This window comes from Rhodoferax sp., assembly GCF_030653815.1.
In the GTDB taxonomy this organism is placed as follows: domain Bacteria; phylum Pseudomonadota; class Gammaproteobacteria; order Burkholderiales; family Burkholderiaceae_C; genus Rhodoferax.
On record NZ_JAURYQ010000015.1, the window covers coordinates 44,161 to 60,673 of the forward strand.

The 16,513-nt window shown below is 60.5% G+C and carries 15 protein-coding genes and 1 tRNA gene; 1 reads left to right on the forward strand and 15 read right to left on the reverse strand.

Annotated elements, in window-relative coordinates:
- Positions 1–6 precede the first annotated feature (6 nt).
- Positions 7–609, reverse strand: coding sequence for an isochorismatase family protein (locus Q7U49_RS05125; RefSeq protein WP_304762787.1), 603 nt, complete (start codon positions 607–609; stop codon positions 7–9).
- Between the two features lie 96 nt (positions 610–705).
- Here Q7U49_RS05125 and Q7U49_RS05130 point away from each other — a divergent pair, with 96 nt between their 5' ends.
- A complete protein-coding gene (locus Q7U49_RS05130) occupies positions 706–1,281 on the forward strand; it encodes a C40 family peptidase (RefSeq protein ID WP_304762788.1) in 576 nt (191 codons plus the stop codon).
- A gap of 2 nt (positions 1,282–1,283) precedes the next feature.
- Here Q7U49_RS05130 and Q7U49_RS05135 read toward each other — a convergent pair whose 3' ends face one another.
- The 14 genes from Q7U49_RS05135 to Q7U49_RS05200 form a co-directional block, all read right to left on the reverse strand.
- Complete coding sequence (locus tag Q7U49_RS05135; RefSeq protein ID WP_304762789.1) at positions 1,284–1,592, reverse strand: hypothetical protein; 309 nt, start codon at positions 1,590–1,592, stop codon at positions 1,284–1,286.
- Positions 1,593–1,633: 41 nt separating this feature from the next.
- The gene (gene dinG, locus Q7U49_RS05140; protein WP_370653962.1) at positions 1,634–3,793 is read right to left on the reverse strand and encodes an ATP-dependent DNA helicase DinG; all 2,160 of its coding nucleotides are present in this window, start codon (positions 3,791–3,793) and stop codon (positions 1,634–1,636) included.
- A gap of 97 nt (positions 3,794–3,890) precedes the next feature.
- Positions 3,891–3,967, reverse strand: a tRNA-Pro gene (locus Q7U49_RS05145).
- A 34-nt stretch (positions 3,968–4,001) separates the two neighbouring features.
- A complete protein-coding gene (locus tag Q7U49_RS05150) occupies positions 4,002–4,442 on the reverse strand; it encodes a MerR family transcriptional regulator (RefSeq protein WP_304762791.1) in 441 nt (146 codons plus the stop codon).
- Positions 4,443–4,534: 92 nt separating this feature from the next.
- Entirely contained in the window at positions 4,535–4,873 is a 339-nt protein-coding gene (locus tag Q7U49_RS05155) for an integration host factor subunit alpha (protein ID WP_304762793.1), read from the reverse strand.
- Between the two features lie 38 nt (positions 4,874–4,911).
- Positions 4,912–7,344: a phenylalanine--tRNA ligase subunit beta gene (gene pheT / locus Q7U49_RS05160; RefSeq protein WP_304762795.1), complete on the reverse strand. Its 2,433-nt coding sequence runs from the start codon at positions 7,342–7,344 to the stop codon at positions 4,912–4,914.
- A gap of 42 nt (positions 7,345–7,386) precedes the next feature.
- Entirely contained in the window at positions 7,387–8,460 is a 1,074-nt protein-coding gene (pheS, locus tag Q7U49_RS05165; protein ID WP_304762797.1) for a phenylalanine--tRNA ligase subunit alpha, read from the reverse strand.
- Between the two features lie 119 nt (positions 8,461–8,579).
- Positions 8,580–8,939, reverse strand: coding sequence for a 50S ribosomal protein L20 (gene rplT, locus Q7U49_RS05170; RefSeq protein ID WP_223911786.1), 360 nt, complete (start codon positions 8,937–8,939; stop codon positions 8,580–8,582).
- A 25-nt stretch (positions 8,940–8,964) separates the two neighbouring features.
- A complete protein-coding gene (gene rpmI / locus Q7U49_RS05175; protein ID WP_142814204.1) occupies positions 8,965–9,168 on the reverse strand; it encodes a 50S ribosomal protein L35 in 204 nt (67 codons plus the stop codon).
- A gap of 191 nt (positions 9,169–9,359) precedes the next feature.
- Positions 9,360–9,953: a translation initiation factor IF-3 gene (gene infC, locus Q7U49_RS05180; protein WP_304762991.1), complete on the reverse strand. Its 594-nt coding sequence runs from the start codon at positions 9,951–9,953 to the stop codon at positions 9,360–9,362.
- A 77-nt stretch (positions 9,954–10,030) separates the two neighbouring features.
- Positions 10,031–11,944, reverse strand: a complete 1,914-nt coding sequence (gene thrS / locus Q7U49_RS05185) for a threonine--tRNA ligase (RefSeq protein ID WP_304762804.1) — start codon at positions 11,942–11,944, stop codon at positions 10,031–10,033.
- A 144-nt stretch (positions 11,945–12,088) separates the two neighbouring features.
- Complete coding sequence (aceA, locus tag Q7U49_RS05190; RefSeq protein WP_304762805.1) at positions 12,089–13,408, reverse strand: isocitrate lyase; 1,320 nt, start codon at positions 13,406–13,408, stop codon at positions 12,089–12,091.
- A gap of 258 nt (positions 13,409–13,666) precedes the next feature.
- On the reverse strand, positions 13,667–15,007 hold the full coding sequence (glnT, locus tag Q7U49_RS05195; RefSeq protein WP_304762808.1) for a type III glutamate--ammonia ligase: 1,341 nt from the start codon (positions 15,005–15,007) through the stop codon (positions 13,667–13,669).
- A 26-nt stretch (positions 15,008–15,033) separates the two neighbouring features.
- Positions 15,034–16,503: an aldehyde dehydrogenase gene (locus tag Q7U49_RS05200; RefSeq protein ID WP_304762810.1), complete on the reverse strand. Its 1,470-nt coding sequence runs from the start codon at positions 16,501–16,503 to the stop codon at positions 15,034–15,036.
- Positions 16,504–16,513 lie beyond the last annotated feature (10 nt).

Here is a 16,513-nt window from a genome sequence, read left to right on the forward strand (position 1 = left end):
CTGGTCTTACTTGATCAAGGCATGCATCGCCTTGAACTGCGGCGCCTCGGCGCTGCGCAGCCACTCGAACACCACCATTTCGGTGGTCACGAATTCGGCACCAGCGCCGGCCAGGCGGTCGAAGGCGGCGTCGCGATTACGCTCGGTGCGAGAACTGCAGGCATCGGTCACCACCCAAACGTCAAACTCGTCCTCGAGCAAATGCAGCGCGGTCTGCATCAGGCACACATGCGCCTCGCAACCAGCGATCACGATGCTGTTGCGCTCGGTGGGCGTGTTGGACGGTTTCTGCAGGTGCTTGGGCAGGCTGCGCGCATTGCCAGTCGGCGCTTTCAATGGCGGGCGCAACCACTCGCCCAGGCCCTCTTCGACGCCGCTGAACTGCATCTTGGCCAGCGTGCGCTGGCACAGGGCGCGAAGTTCGGGCGGGTTTTCGCCGAGCTTGGACGGGTTTTGCTCGGTACCCCACACCGGTACCTGCATCAATTGGGCCGCCTGCGCCAAGCGCACGGCATTGGCCAACGCCAGCGGCGCCTCAAAAATGGCAGGCATCAGTCGGGTCTGGTAGTCGACCAGGACCAATTGGGAGAGTTCGGATTCAAGCAGCATGGCGGGCTTTCAAAAATATAAAACAGGCATCTGCTGATTAAACCGCAGGTTTGAGGATGTGCGTGGCGGTCCGGCAAATGTGTGTAAACTACGCCGATGCGAATTTCCGCCCTTTTGTCATCCCTGCTCATGGCCGCCAGTGTGCACGCTGCGCCGGCTGATGCGCCCGATGACCTGAGCCGCTTTATGCATGACAAGGGCTTGTTGTCCCAAATTGACCAGGTACGCCAAAACGTCACGAACAAGGCTTCCGACCTGGTGGTCAACGCGCTGGGTTTTCTGGGTGTTCCCTACCGAATGGGCGGCAACAACGCTGAAACTGGTTTCGACTGCAGTGGTTTTGTCAAAGCCATGTACGAACAAACCGTGGGCCTGATCCTGCCGCGCAAGGCCGAGCAGCAAGCCGCCGCCACCCAACACATTGACCGCTCCGAACTGCAGCCCGGCGACCTGGTGTTTTTCAACACCCTGCGCCGCACCTTCAGCCATGTGGGCATCTACATTGGCGACGGCAAATTCATTCATTCACCCAAGCCCGGCGCGCAGGTGCGGGTGGAAAACATGGGTATCTCCTACTGGAGCCATCGCTTTGACGGCGCACGACGCGTCACCTCCACCGAAGCCGGCAACGCGCTTGCAGGCGCCATCACGACAAACCCCGCACTGCGCTGAGTTCAGCGGCGTTTTTCTGTGACATCCGTGACGTCGGTCACCTCGGCATCAATCACATCCACCGGCGTTTGAGCCCGGCTGGCACCCGGCGCTGTGCCCCGGTAAGCCCGTTGCCACAGGTCAGCCCGGTTCATCTTGAAGACCCAGGGTTGCACCGGCTGGCCGGTCAGTTTGGCCCACAAGGCACGCAGCAGCCACAGCGACAGCAGCAAGGCGGCTACAAACAGCAGGCCCACCATAAAAATCAGCGCAGCCGCCAGCAAACTCAGGCGAAACACCCAGGCGGCCAGCACTTTTACAAAATTATTCACCCAGCAATTCCTTGTATGCCATTCGTGGGGGCATCATCGCATCAAACGACCAAAACCGTTCCTGACGCGCGCCTTGAAACCGCATAGGGGGGCAGGCCTTGCAGCATGCGCCGGCCATAGGCGGTGTTCAGCAAGCGCTTGTCGTAGCAAATCACCCTCGCCTGATCGGTTTCGGAGCGGATCGCGCGGCCGGTCCATTGCAGCAACTTGATACCGGTGGCCGGCACCACCAATTCGTTAAACGGGTCGCGCCCGGCCCGCTTGAGCCACTCGGCGCGCGCTTCCTCGACCGGGTCCGAGGGCGGGCTGAATGGCAGCTTGGCGATGAACACGGTCTCGCACAGCGTGCCCGGCAAATCCAGCCCTTCGCCAAAGGACTGCAGACCAAAAATCACCGAGGCAAAACCCGCCTCCACCCGCGCCTGGTGAATGCCCAACAATCGGCCACGTGCCATCTGTCCCTGCACCAGCACGACCTCCTGCAAACTTGCGTCCAGCGCGCTCACCGCCGCCTGCATCTGCACGCGCGAGGTAAACAACACCAGCGCGCCATGCGGCACCTCGCGCAGGTCACGTAGCAAGGCCGCCACCATCTGGGTGGTGTAAAGATCCACCTGCTTGGGGTCCGCGGCAGTATCAGCCACCACCAACTGGCCCTGGGTGCGGTAATCAAACGGGCTCTCCACCGCCAGCGTGCTCACCTGCGGCAAGCCAGCCAGCCCGGTCTCACCCAGGAAAAAGTCAAAGCTGCCGCAAGTGGTCAGCGACGCCGAGGTCACCACCGCGCCGCGCACTTGGCGCCACAGGTGGCGCCGCAGCAAGTCGCCGGGCACGATCGGGCAGGCATGCGCGCTGATCGACACCAAACCCGAGCCGGTGTCTGACTTGAGCCACTTGGCCAGCGGCGGCTCGTCGCTGCTGAGCCACTGCGCGCTGGTGGCCACCACGCTGTTGAGCTTGGGCGCCATCTGGCCCAGCCTGGCGTACTGCACCGAGCAATTGGCGGCCTGGGCCGGGTCTTCCTTGGCGCGCAATTTCAGCTCGGCGCCCAGCGCCTCGAGCGCATCCGACAACGCCGCGGCGTGGCCATGGATGAGCTTGAAAGGCTCCAGCATGGCCTCGGGCACCACGCCGTCCTTGAAACGGTACACCGTGTCATAACCGGTCGACAGACCCCGCACCAGCTCCAGCGCCAGCCGGCCCGCATCGAGTAGCGCGGTCTTGAGCTGTTGCGCCAGCGTGGTGACGTCCTGCGCCAGCACAACACCCATCTTGTCGGCCACCTCAATCAGGATTTTTGGCAGCTTGTCGAGCCAGCGCAGGCCGGTGAGGTCCATGGCGCTGGAAAACTGGTCCAACGCCACCGCTGGCAAATGGTGGCCTTCGTCGAACACCACCAGGCAGTTGTCCAGGTCCGGCAGTGCCTTCATGCCCAAAGAGGCCAGCACCAAGTCGTGGTTCGCCACAATCACCTGCGCCTGCGCCAGCTGCATGCGGGCCTGGTAATAGCTGCAGCTGGAAAAACGCGGGCAATGGCGCGCCGTGCAAGTGTGGCGCTCGGCGGCCACGGTCGACCAGTCGCGCGCCTCGGGTTGCTCGGCCAGGCTGTCGCGGTCGCCGTCCCACTTACCCGCAACCAGGGCTGAAGCCAGAGTTTCGTACAAGGCCACGCGCCGCTCCGTGGGGTCCTGCCACACCACGCCCCGGGTAGGCTGGAACGTGCTTGACGCTTGGGGGGTGTTGGCCTCGTCGTCACCTTCAAACAGCTCGGCCGCGTCTGCGCCAACATGACCCACCAGGCGCTCCAGCTTGAGCTTGCACACATAGCGGCCACGGCCCTTGGCCAGGGCATAAACAAACGGCGTGTCGATCACGGCGGCCAGCGCCGGCAGGTCCTTGGTCATCAACTGCTCTTGCAACGCCACGGTGGCGGTCGACACCACCACCCGCGTCTTGCGCGCCAGTGCCAGCGCCACGGTGGTCGACAAATACGCCGCCGACTTGCCAACGCCGGTGCCTGCCTGAATCACCGTGACCGCACTCTGCGGGTGGTCCTGGTCGCCCAGCGACACATCGCGCAGACTGCTGGCAATGCGCTGTGCCATGGCGTGCTGGCCAGCGCGGGCGCGAAAACCAGGCGTGGCGGCCACCATTCGGTCAAAAGCCGCCATGGCCAACACGCTCAAATCAGGATCATTCAATCGAGCACCCACAAGAACAAATGGAATGTTGACGCAAAAGGCATCCCGAAAAGTAAAAAAGGCTTGAAAAGCGGACGCTCTTCAAGCCTTTAAATTGTGGTCGGTGTGAAAGGATTCGAACCTTCGACCCCTTGCACCCCATGCAAGTGCGCTACCAGGCTGCGCCACACACCGAAGCCTCAAATTATAACCCCAGAGCGAACCGGTTTCAGATGGCGGGCGACAGCAAAGCGCGTATTTCGTGAAGCTCGTGGCGCACCTGGCGCCAAGGATCGTTCGACGGCTCAGAGGTGGGCAAGGTGTCTGGGTCAGAAAAGCTGGCCGGCTGAGGGTCGGGCATCTCCAAACCCTCGTCCATTTCAGGGATGTTGTCAGACAAATGACGTTTGTCATGCCCCATTTCCTGCATTTTGTTGCGTGCACCACTGATGGTGAAGCCCTGGTCGTAGAGCAATTCTCGAATGCGCCGGATCATCAGCACTTCGTGGTGCTGGTAGTAGCGCCGGTTGCCGCGGCGTTTCATGGGCCGCAGCTGGGTAAATTCCTGCTCCCAGTAACGCAGCACATGCGGCTTGACACCGCACAGCTCGCCCACTTCACCGATGGTGAAGTAGCGTTTGGCTGGAATATGGGGGAGCGAATTCTCCATGCGAATCAACAATCTAAGCTGCGAACGTGCGAGCGTACTCTAACTGAGCCCTCGCTGTAAAGACAGCTTACCCGCATATGACTTGCGAACGATCAAACTTGCACTTGATTTGCCGTCGCACCGGCCTGAATTTGTTCCTTGAGTTTTTGACTGGCATGAAAAGTGACCACTCGGCGTGCGGCAATGGGGATGGCTTCGCCGGTTCGCGGGTTGCGCCCGGGGCGCGGTGACTTCGTGCGGATCTGGAAGTTGCCAAAGCCGGTGATCTTGACGTCGTCACCATCGACCAGGCTGTTGGAGACCAAGTCAAAAAAAGCATCGACCATGTCCTTGGCCTCGCGCTTGTTCAGACCAATCTGTTCAAACAGCAGCTCGGCGAGTTGCGCCTTGGTGAGCGCCGGGGTTTCCAATGTTTCAACGGTAATGTCCATCGATGACTCGCTCTGTGGCTATAGGGGTGATGACCGGCTTACACACGCTGACGCGCGGCAACTTTTTCGCTCAGGGTGGCCACCACGGCGGCCACGGCTTCTTCGATTTGCTGTTCGGACAGCGTAGCATCGGGTGCGTTGAGCGTCAAACGGATGGCCATGCTTTTTTCGGGGGCGACGTTGTGCACATCAGACGCCTGGGGCTTGGGCCGGTAGATGTCGAACAGCACCGCATCACGCAGGAGGCCGCCGCAGGGCGCGGCCCAGATGGCTTGCATCAGGGCGTTGTGGCTGACCGACTCGGCCACCAGCACCGCAATGTCACGCTCAACCGCCTGGAAGCGCGGCACCGCTTCAAAGCGTGGCACGGGGCGACCCAACGCGGCGTCAAGGTCGACTTCGAACATGACCGGCGCCTGCACCAAGTCAAGGGACTGGCGCCACTTGGGGTGCAGTTCGCCGACAAAGCCGACCTCGCTGCCCGCACACAGCACACGCGCGCAGCGACCCGGGTGCATGGCTGGGTGCTCGGCCGGCTCAAAACTCAGGCGGACGGGCGCGAACAGGGCTTCAAGGTCACCTTTCACGTCATAGAAGTCCACCGGGCGTTCCTTGCAACCCCACTCGGGCGCGTCGACCGGGCCCATGGCCACACCGGCAACACGCATGGGTTGGTCGAAGCCCTGCACCGTGGTGTCAGAACTGGGCACCGAGGCATCACGCAGAAACACGCGACCCAACTCGAACACGCGCACACGTTGCGCTTTGCGGTCCTGGTTGAATTTCAGCACCTGCAGCAGCGAGCCCAGCAGGCTGGAGCGCATCACATTCATCTGACTGGCGATGGGGTTGAGCAGTTTGATGGGCTTGGGATTGCCCGCCAGTTCGTGCTCCCAGCGCTCGTCGACAAAACTGAAGTTGATGGTTTCCTGGTAGCCCAGGGCAGCCAGTGTGCGCCGCACGGCAAACGGGCTGCGTTCGTTCTCGGGACGAAGCTTGGCTGTGATGGGGGCTTGCGGCGGCGTCTGAGGCAAGTTGTGGAAGCCGATCATGCGGGCGACTTCCTCGATCAGGTCTTCCTCGATTCGCAGGTCGAAGCGGTAGGAAGGCGCAGTGACTTCAATGACACCATCGCCCTCGGTCACGGGCAGACCCAGGCCGGTGAGCGCCTTGACGCACTGAGCTTGCGTTAACGGCATGCCCAGCACGCGCGCGGCACGCGCCACGCGCAGGACCACCTTGGCGGGCTGGGGCATGGCGACCTGCTGGTCGTCGATGGGACCGCACACGGTGCTGGGCGTGCCGCAGATGTCGAGCACCAACTGGGTGATGCGTTCGATGTGTTCGACGGTGAGTTCGGGGTCGACACCGCGCTCGAAGCGGTGCCCGGCATCGGTGGAGAAGTTGAAGCGGCGTGAGCGTCCGGCGATGGCCTTGGGCCACCAGAAAGCGGCTTCGACATAGATGTTGGCGGTATCGTCCGACACGGCAGTGGCGTCACCGCCCATGATGCCGGCCAGCGATTCGACCTGTTGAGCGTCGGCGATCACACCCACCTGGGCGTCGACCGTGACGGTATTGCCGTTGAGCAGTTTGAGCGACTCGCCCGCCCTGCCCCAGCGCACGTCGAGGCCGCCGTGGATTTTGTCGAGGTCAAAAATGTGTGACGGCCGGCCGAGTTCGAACATCACGTAGTTGGAGATATCGACCAGCGCGGTCACGCTGCGCTGGCCGCAGCGCGCCAGGCGGTCGACCATCCAGGCGGGGGTGGCTGCCTTGGGGTTGACGCCGCGAATGATGCGGCCGGAAAAACGGCCGCACAGATCAAGCGCGCCGACCTTGACCGGCAGGACTTCATTGACAGCGCAGATGGCTTTTGGAAAAGCCGGTGTTTTGAGGGGCGCGCCGGTGAGCGCCGACACCTCGCGCGCGATGCCATAGACACTCAGGCAATGCGCCAGGTTGGGCGTGAGTTTGAGCGTGAACAGGGTGTCATCAAGCAGCAGATGATCACGAATGCTTTGCCCCACGGCTGCGTCAGCCGCGAGTTCGAGCAGGCCGCCATGGTCTTCGGAGAGCTTGAGTTCGCGCGCCGAGCACAACATGCCAAAGCTCTCGACGCCACGCAGCTTGCCGACCTTGATGAGGAAGGGCTGTCCGTCTTCACCCGGGGGCAATTCGGCCCCCACCATGGCGCAGGGCACCTTGATGCCGACGCGCGCGTTGGGCGCACCACAAACGATGGTGAGCAGCTCGGGCTGGCCGACGTCGACCTGGCAAACGCGCAGGCGGTCGGCATTGGGGTGCTGTGCCGCTTCCTTGATTTCACCGACCACGATGTGGCTGAATGGTGGCGCCACGGATTTAAGTTCTTCCACCTCGAGACCGGCCATGGTCAGGGTTTCAGCGAGCTCGGTGGTGCTTAAAGCGGGGTTGCAAAATTCACGCAACCAGGATTCAGGAAATTGCATAGTTTTTATCGATTAATTCTTGGGAGACAAGGCCGGCGCAGTTCAACGGAACTGCGACAAAAAGCGGATGTCGCCATCAAAAAACAGGCGCAAATCATTGACGCCGTAGCGCAGCATGGTAAGCCGGTCCGGGCCCATGCCGAAGGCAAAACCGATGTAGCGCTCGGGGTCCAGGCCCATGTTGCGGATCACGTTGGGGTGCACCTGACCGGAGCCAGCCACTTCGAGCCAGCGACCGGCCAGCGGGCCACTGGGAAACTGGATGTCGATCTCGGCGCTGGGCTCGGTGAACGGGAAAAAGCTGGGCCGAAAGCGCAGCACCAAGTCGGGGTTTTCAAAGAAGGTGCGGCAGAAGTCGGTAAAAACGTACTTCAGGTCCTTGAAGCTGATGGCCTCGCCCACCCACAGGCCCTCGCACTGGTGAAACATGGGCGAATGGGTGGCGTCGCTGTCGACGCGGTAGGTGCGCCCTGGCGCAATCACACGAATCTCGGGCATGTCGCCGCTGTAGAGCGTGCCGTCCACCGCGCTGCCATGGGCCAGGCGGTGTTGCTTGACATGCTGCACCGCGTGCCGGATTTGCATCGGGCTGGTGTGGGTGCGCAATAAATTGGGGGCTGTCTCGCTGCCGCCTTCAACATAGAAGGTGTCGTGCATGGAGCGTGCGGGGTGGTCTTCGGGGGTGTTGAGCGCGGTGAAGTTAAACCAGTCGGACTCGATCTCGGGGCCTTGGGCCACTTCAAAACCCATGGAGCCAAAGATGGCTTCGATGCGTTCCAGGGTGAGCGACACCGGGTGCAGGCCACCGGTACCGCGCTGGCGGCCGGGCAGGCTCACGTCAAGGGCTTCGGCCTGCAGTTGAGCCTGCAGTTCACGGTCTGCCAGCGCCTGGCGGCGGGCGTTGAGCGCGGCCTCAATGCCCTGCTTGGCCTGGTTGATGGCGGCGCCCTGCAATTTCTTTTCTTCGACCGGCAAGGCGGCCAGGCCCTTCATCAGCTCGGTGATACGGCCGGCCTTGCCCAGGTACAGGGCCTTGCTGTTTTCAAGTTCAGCAGGTGTAAGGGCCAGCTCGAAGGCGGCGCGGGCTTGTTCAACAACAGCGGTCAAGTCGTTCATAGATACTCAGGAAAACTCTGATCCAAGGAAAAAGGGCTAGCGCCTTTTCAAGCTCTAGCCCTCATCATCTTATTGCAAGTGGCTATAAATTAAATAGCAACGATTACAAATCTTGCAAATCAAGCAGCCAGTTTGGCCTTGACTTGTTCCACGATACCAGCAAATGCGGCCATGTCATGGATCGCAATATCAGACAGAACCTTGCGGTCAATCTCGATACAGGCTTTCTTCAGACCGTTGGCGAACTGGCTGTAGGTCATGCCACACTGACGAGCAGCGGCATTGATACGGGCAATCCACAACTGACGGAAGACACGTTTTTTGGTACGGCGGTCACGGTAGGCATATTGCCCAGCCTTCATCACCGCTTCTTTGGCGACGCGGAAGACATTACCACGACGACCGCGGAAACCTTTTGCAAGGGCGAGAACTTTTTTGTGGCGGGCGCGAGCCGTTACACCACGTTTGACGCGAGGCATGTGAGTACTCCTTGTTCGTCGTTAATTAAATACCACGGCCTGGAAGCATCTGTGCCATGTGACCCATATTGGTCTCATGAACAGCAGTTGAACCACGCAGATGGCGTTTATTTTTAGTGGTCTTCTTGGTCAGAATGTGACGTTTGAAGGCTTGGCCGCGTTTAACGGTACCACCTGGACGGACGCGGAAGCGTTTCTTCGCCGCGCTCTTGGTCTTCATTTTGGGCATTTACTGCTCCTATTACATTGTGCTCGTGAGGCGTCTGCAATCAATTTGCAGCCTTGATGGCCCCGAGCCACTTTTAGTGGCGAGTTAAAAACCCTCCACTTTTAGTGGTGGACGTTAACCCACCACTTACAGTGGCAGGCGTGAACCTGCCACTTTCGTGGCAAACACCTTGCGGCGTTTGCCCCAATTCTTTACGTACTGGCGGTGACCTCTGTCACCACCGGCTTGGCCGCAGCCACTTTCTTGCGGCCGGGCGCGATCATCATGATCATCTGGCGCCCTTCGAGCTTGGGAAACTGCTCGACCAAAATCGTATCGCCCAACTCGTCGCGAATGCGGTTCAACAAGGCCATGCCGAGTTCCTGGTGGGTGATTTCGCGACCGCGAAAACGCAAGGTGATCTTGCATTTGTCGCCTTCAGCAAGAAAGCGCTTGATGTTGCGCATCTTGATGTTGTAGTCGCCATCATCGGTACCTGGGCGGAACTTGATCTCCTTGATTTCGATCACGGTCTGCTTGGCTTTGGCTTCAGCAGCTTTCTTTTGTTCCTGGTACTTGAACTTGCCGTAATCCATCAAACGACACACCGGCGGGTTGGCAGTAGCAGCAATCTCAACCAGGTCTACGTCCAACTCGCCCGCCATGCGCAGTGCGTCGTTGATATTGACAACACCCAGGGGTTCGTTTTCAACGCCAGAGAGGCGAACCTCTGGCACCATGATTTCCCGATTCAATCGGTGTTTGCGTTCTTCGCGGTGACGGCGATCACGAAATTCGGTAGCGATGACTTAATCCTTCACAAAAACTGCCACAGGCACCGTGGCTAAAACTGGGCAGCGCAGCCCCCGTGAACAATTCAAAATCAAAGCGATGATTTGTGCGTGACGTCGGCCGAGAGCTTTTGAGCAAATTCGGCTACCGACATCACGCCAAGGTCTTGTCCACCTCGGGCGCGCACTGCAACAGCACCGGAAGCCATCTCTTTGTCGCCAATGACGATCAGATACGGCACCTTCTGCATTGAATGCTCCCGTATTTTATACGTGATTTTTTCATTGCGAAGATCTGCCTCGACCCTAAAGCCTTGATTCTGCAGCGTTTTGACGACATCACGGGCATATTCGGCCTGTGCGTCGGTGATATTGAGCACCTTGACCTGCACCGGCGCGAGCCAGGTTGGCAGCGCACCAGCGGTTTCCTCGATCAAAATACCGATGAAACGCTCCAGGCTGCCGACGATGGCGCGGTGCAGCATCACCGGGCGGTGCCGGGCGCTGTCTTCACCCACGTAATCGGCGTCAAGCCGCTCAGGCATCGAGAAGTCGACCTGGATGGTGCCGCACTGCCAGTGCCGGCCAATGGCGTCTTTCAGGGTGTATTCGACCTTGGGGCCGTAAAAAGCGCCTTCACCGGGCGAGAGCTCAAACTCACACCCCGAAGCGCGCAAGCTCTCGATGAGCGCGTGCTCAGCCTTGTCCCAGATGTCGTCCGAGCCAATGCGCTGCTCGGGCCGGGTGGCGATCTTGTAGATGATGTTCTTGAACCCGAAGTCGGCATAGACCTTTTGCAGCAGCGTGGTGTAGGCCACGCATTCGGCCAAAATTTGGTCTTCGGTGCAAAAGATATGGCCGTCGTCCTGGGTAAAGCCGCGCACCCGCATGATGCCGTGCAGTCCGCCGGTGGCTTCATTGCGGTGGCACTGGCCGAATTCGCCGTAGCGCAGCGGCAAGTCACGGTAACTTTTCAGGCCCTGCTTGAAGATCAGGATGTGACCCGGGCAGTTCATGGGCTTCAGGGCGAAGTCGCGTTTTTCGGACTCGGTGGTGAACATGTTGTCACGGTACTTGTCCCAGTGACCGGTTTTTTCCCACAGGCCTTTGTCGAGCAGTTGCGGGCCCTTGACTTCCTGGTAGCCGTTGTCGCGGTAGACCTGGCGCATGTACTGCTCCACCGCCTGCCAGATGGCCCAGCCCTTGGGGTGCCAAAATACCAGGCCCGGGGCATGGTCATCAATGTGGAACAGGTCAAGTTCGCGGCCCAATTTGCGGTGGTCGCGTTTTTCGGCCTCTTCAAGCATGGTGAGGTGCTGCTGCAAATCTTCCTTGGTAGCCCAGGCCGTGCCGTAAATGCGCTGCAGCATTTCATTCTTGTGGTCACCGCGCCAGTAGGCGCCCGCGACTTTCATGAGCTTGAAGTGTTTGAGCTTGCCAGTGCTGGGCACGTGCGGGCCGCGGCACAGGTCTTCAAAGGCGCCTTCACGGTACAGGCTGACGTCTTCACCGGCCGGAATGCTGGCGATGATTTCGGCCTTGTAGTGCTCGCCCAGGCCCTTGAAATAGGCCACCGCCTCGTCACGTGGCAACACGCGGCGCACTATGGGTTCGTCCTTGGCGGCCAGCGCGGTCATGCGTTTTTCGATGACGGCCAGGTCGTCCAGGGTGAACGGACGCTCGAACGAGAAGTCGTAGAAAAAGCCGTTTTCAATGACCGGGCCAATGGTGACCTGCGCTGCGGGAAAAAGCTCTTTCACGGCGTAGGCCAACAAGTGCGCCGTGGAGTGACGAATCACTTCCAGTCCGTCTGCGTCCTTGGCGGTGATGATGGCCAGGCTGCTGTCCTTGTTGATCACAAAGCTGGTGTCGACCACCTGCCCGTTCACCTTGCCGGCCAACGCCGCCTTGGCCAGCCCGGCGCCGATGGACGCGGCCACCTCGGCCACGGTGACCGCGGCGTCGTAGTTGCGTTGAGAACCATCGGGAAGCGTGATTTGGACCATGGCGATGAAGGGAAAAGGTAATTAAAAAACGCGGAAGGTTCCGCGTTTGTGATGAGTGATTTTAAACCGCAGTTGACTCCATGAAAAAAGGCTGGCCGCCCCCGCAGGAAACGCCAGCCTCAGACCTCCTCAGGTCCGGCTTCTTCAGTGGAACTGCTCTTCTTCAGTGGAGCCGGTCAGGGCCGTGACGCTGGACTTGCCACCCTGGATGACGGTGGTGACCTCGTCAAAGTAACCGGTGCCGACTTCCTGCTGGTGCGACACGAAGGTGTAACCACGGTCGCGGGCCGCAAACTCTGGTTCTTGCACCTTTTCCACATAAGCGGTCATGCCGCGTGCCATGTAGTCTTGCGCCAAGTCGAACATGTTGTACCACATGGAGTGGATGCCGGCCAGCGTGATGAACTGGTACTTGTAGCCCATGGCGCCGAGTTCTTTCTGGAACTTGGCAATGGTGGCGTTGTCGAGGTTCTTCTTCCAGTTGAAGGACGGCGAGCAGTTGTAGGCCAACAGCTTGCCTGGGTGCTTGGCACGCACGGCCTCGGCGAACTTGCGGGCAAATTCGAGGTCGGGCGTACCGGTTTCGCACCACACCAGGTCGGCGTACTCGGCGTAAGCCACGGCGCGGCTGATGGCCTGGTCCATGCCCTTATTGGTCTTGTAGAAGCCTTCGGCGGTGCGCTCACCGGTGAGGAAAGGCTTGTCGTTTTCGTCGTAGTCGCTGGTCAGCAGGTCGGCGGCTTCGGCGTCGGTGCGGGCAATTACCAGGGTCGGCACGCCGCAGACGTCGGCAGCCATGCGGGCTGCGATGAGCTTCTGGCAGGCTTCGGCGGTCGGCACCAGCACCTTGCCGCCCATGTGGCCGCATTTCTTGACCGAAGCCAACTGGTCTTCAAAGTGCACGCCAGCAGCGCCGGCCTTGATCATGGCCTTCATCAGTTCGAACGCGTTGAGCACGCCACCAAAACCGGCTTCAGCGTCGGCCACGATGGGCGCGAAGTTGTCGATGTAGCCCTTGTCACCCGCGTCAATGCCTTTGGAGTGCTGGATCTCGTCGGCGCGGCGGAAGGTGTTGTTGATGCGCTCGACCACGGTCGGCACCGAGTCCACCGGGTACAGCGACTGGTCGGGGTACATGGAAGCGTAGGAGTTGTTGTCAGCGGCGACTTGCCAGCCCGACAGATAGATGGCCTTGACGCCGGCCTTGACCTGCTGCATGGCCTGACCACCGGTGAGCGCACCGAGGCAGTTGACATAAGCTTCGGTGTTGACCATGTTCCACAGCTTTTCAGCACCACGGCGCGCCAGGGTGTGCTCGATGGGGAAAGAACCACGCAGACGCACCACGTCGGCAGCGCTGTAACCACGCTTAATGCCTTTCCAGCGCGGGTTGGTCGCCCAGTCTTTTTCCAGGGCGGCAATTTGTTGTTCGCGGCTTAATTGTTCTGTGAGAGTCTGTGGCATGAGGTCACTCCTGAGTTGATGAAAAGAAAGGCATCTGTCGCATTACGCTGTTGATGTCATGGTGTTTATTCTATGTCTTATAGAAGACTATAAGCACATCTTATGTCTTATAGAAGACTTTTATTTAATCGAATTAAATCAACAACTTAGACCATTCATTTCTCAATATGAAAAACTATTCTTTGAATTTTCAAATTTTTCAGCCAATTTTGATTGGCTTCATTGCACGATACGAAATTAAAATTCCGCAATGCAAAATTAATACAAATCGACGTACCGGCTGAGTTCCCAGTCGCTGACTGACTGGCTGAAACTGCTCCACTCCTGCCGTTTGATGGCGAGGAATTGTTGGCAGAAGTCCCGGCCAACGGCGTTCATCAGCACGGTGTCGGCTGCCAGCGCATCAAGCGCGGCACCCAGGTCACGCGGCAGGCGCGCAGGCATGGCCTGGCCGCTGGCGAAGCGCTCGTACAGGTCTTCTGCGCAGGGCGCGGGCGCCGTCATGCGCTGGTCAATGCCATCCAGCCCGGCGGCCAGGGTAGCGGCGATGGCTGCGTACACGTTGCACGATGGGTCGGGCAGGCGCCATTCGATGCGCCCGGCGACGCTGCGCACCAGGCAAGTGCGATTGTTGTCACCAAAAGCTTTCCACACCGGTGACCAGGTGGTGCCCGAGGCGCTGTCACTGCAGGCCAGCCGTTTGTAGCTGTTGACCGTGGGCGCGCACAGGGCGCTCAGGGCATCGGCGTGTTGCAGCAGGCCGGCCACAAAGCCGTACGCCGTGGGGCTGAGTTGCAGGGCATCGCTGGTGTCCTGGAACACGGCGCGCCCCTGCGCGTCGGTGATGCTCATGTGAAAGTGCAGGCCGCTGCCCGGCATGGCGGCAAAAGGTTTGGGCATGCAACTGAAGACAGCGCCATGCTTTTGCGCCACGGCGTGCGCCGCCATCTTGAACAGCATGTAATGGTCAGCGGCTTCCAGCGCGCAGTGGTAGCGGTAGTTGATCTCGTACTGGCCACGGGCGTCTTCGTGGTCCATTTGCTGCAGCCGGAAACCCAGGGCGGTCAGGGTCTGGCGCATGTCGTCCAGAAACCCGTGGTTGCGGTGGATGGCTTTCAGGTCGTAAGAGGGTTTGTCGAGGCCATCCTGCGCGTCGGCGCCCTGCCAATGACCATTTTCGTCCTGGCGCAGAAGGAAAAATTCGGGCTCGATACCCACCCACAGAATCCAGCCACGTGCCTTCAAGCGCGCGAGCTGATGCTGCAGCAACTGGCGCGAGCAAGTGGCCAGCGGCTCGCCAGCAGCATAACCGTCGCACACCGCGTGCGCCACGCCTGGCAACCAGGGCAAGGGCCGCAGGGTTTCTGGTTGGACGCGACCGTAGTATTCGCTGCGCGCGCCAAAGCGTCCCAGGCCGGTACCCCAGATGCTGGGGCCGGCAAAACCGGCACCAACCTCCACCCATTCCCTCAGGTCGTCGAGCGGCACCAGCTTGCCTTTGGCCACGCCATGCAGGTCACAAAACTGGGTCAGGATGCTGTGAATGCCTTGCGCGGACAGGTCGTCGATGGTGGCTTGAAGGGTGTCGGTTGGGGACATGTTGCGTGGCTCAGGGTGGCAAGGGTTCAGACCGGACTGTCGATGCGGATCCAGGTGGTCTTGGTCTCGGTGTATTTGTCAAACGCGTGCAGCGACTTGTCGCGCCCTACCCCGCTTTGTTTGTAGCCGCCAAAGGGCACGGTGATGTCGTCTTCGTCATATTGGTTGACATGCACTGTGCCGGCCTTGAGCGCGCGCGCCACGCCATGCGCCTTGTTGATGTCGCGCGTCCACACCGCCGCCTGCAGGCCGTAGATGCTCTGGTTGGCCTGGCGCACCACCTCCGCGGTGTCGGTGAAAGACAGCACCGAGAGCACCGGACCAAAGATTTCTTCGCGGGCAATGGTCATATCGGGGGTCACACCAGCAAAGATGGTGGGCTGCACATAGCAGCCGCCGGTGTCCAGCAGCGCCTGCTCACCGCCTGCCAGCAGGGCGGCGCCCTCCTGCTTGCCCAGTTCAATGTAGCGCAGCACCGAGTCCATTTGGGTCTGGTCGACGATGGCGCCCATGACGGTGTCAGGCGCCAGCGGATTGGCGGGCATGTAGCCGGGCACGAGCGCCAGCGCCTTTTCCAGGAACTGCTCGCGAATGCCGGCCTCGACAAAAAGCCTGGACGGCGCGTTGCAGCTTTCGCCCTGGTTGAAGAAGATGTTGCCGACCGCGGCTTCAACCGCTTTGTCCAGGTCCGGGCAATCGGCAAAGACGATGTTGGGCGACTTGCCACCCAGTTCGGTCCAGGCGCGCTTGAGGTTGCTTTGCCCGGCCATCACATGGATTTGCTTGCCCACGCGCGTGGAGCCGGTGAAGGCAATGCAATCAACATCCATGTGCAGCGCCAGCGGCGAACCCGCCTCGAGGCCGTAGCCTGGCACCACATTGAGCACGCCGGGCGGCAGGCCGGCTTCCAGCGCCAGTTCGGCCAGGCGCAGCGCTGTCAAAGGCGATTTTTCACTGGGCTTGAGCACCACCGAGTTGCCGGCGGCCAGCGCCGGGGCGATCTTCCAGGCGGCCATGATCATGGGGTAATTCCAGGGCACGATGACACCGACCACGCCCATCGGCTCGCGCTGGATCAGCGCCAGCGCAGTGCTGGCGGTGGGCGCAATCTCGTCGTAAATCTTGTCCACTGCCTCGCCGTACCAACGCAGACAATTGGCCGCACTGTTGACATCGACATTGCGGGCGTATCGGATGGGTTTGCCCATGTCGAGTGTTTCCATCAGGGCGAGTTCATCGGCGTGGACCAGCAACTGATCGGCAAATTTGATCATGACGCGCTTGCGCGCAGCCGGGGCCATGCCGCACCAGCGCCGGTCTTCAAAGGCGGCCCGCCCGGCCGCCACCGCCGCATCGACATCGGCCTGGCCGCAACGCGCCACGGTGGTGAGCAGGCGACCGTCGACGGGCGAAATGCAGTCGAAGGTTTGGCCGCTCCGGGCGTGAACGCGTGCGCCGTTGATCAACGCGCGACCGTCATAGACTTGTCCAAGCATGTTTAAGCCT

What these genes read in the sequence shown, in the direction of transcription:
- Q7U49_RS05125 (WP_304762787.1), bottom strand. Translation starts at nt 609, where the DNA reads ATGCTGCTTGAATCCGAACTCTCCCAATTGGTCCTGGTCGACTACCAG.
- Q7U49_RS05130 (WP_304762788.1), top strand. Translation starts at nt 706, where the DNA reads ATGCGAATTTCCGCCCTTTTGTCATCCCTGCTCATGGCCGCCAGTGTG.
- Q7U49_RS05150 (WP_304762791.1), bottom strand. Translation starts at nt 4,442, where the DNA reads ATGGAGAATTCGCTCCCCCATATTCCAGCCAAACGCTACTTCACCATC.
- Q7U49_RS05155 (WP_304762793.1), bottom strand. Translation starts at nt 4,873, where the DNA reads ATGGACATTACCGTTGAAACATTGGAAACCCCGGCGCTCACCAAGGCG.
- pheT (WP_304762795.1), bottom strand. Translation starts at nt 7,344, where the DNA reads ATGCAATTTCCTGAATCCTGGTTGCGTGAATTTTGCAACCCCGCTTTA.
- pheS (WP_304762797.1), bottom strand. Translation starts at nt 8,460, where the DNA reads ATGAACGACTTGACCGCTGTTGTTGAACAAGCCCGCGCCGCCTTCGAG.
- rplT (WP_223911786.1), bottom strand. Translation starts at nt 8,939, where the DNA reads ATGCCTCGCGTCAAACGTGGTGTAACGGCTCGCGCCCGCCACAAAAAA.
- rpmI (WP_142814204.1), bottom strand. Translation starts at nt 9,168, where the DNA reads ATGCCCAAAATGAAGACCAAGAGCGCGGCGAAGAAACGCTTCCGCGTC.
- thrS (WP_304762804.1), bottom strand. Translation starts at nt 11,944, where the DNA reads ATGGTCCAAATCACGCTTCCCGATGGTTCTCAACGCAACTACGACGCC.
- aceA (WP_304762805.1), bottom strand. Translation starts at nt 13,408, where the DNA reads ATGCCACAGACTCTCACAGAACAATTAAGCCGCGAACAACAAATTGCC.
- glnT (WP_304762808.1), bottom strand. Translation starts at nt 15,007, where the DNA reads ATGTCCCCAACCGACACCCTTCAAGCCACCATCGACGACCTGTCCGCG.
- Q7U49_RS05200 (WP_304762810.1), bottom strand. Translation starts at nt 16,503, where the DNA reads ATGCTTGGACAAGTCTATGACGGTCGCGCGTTGATCAACGGCGCACGC.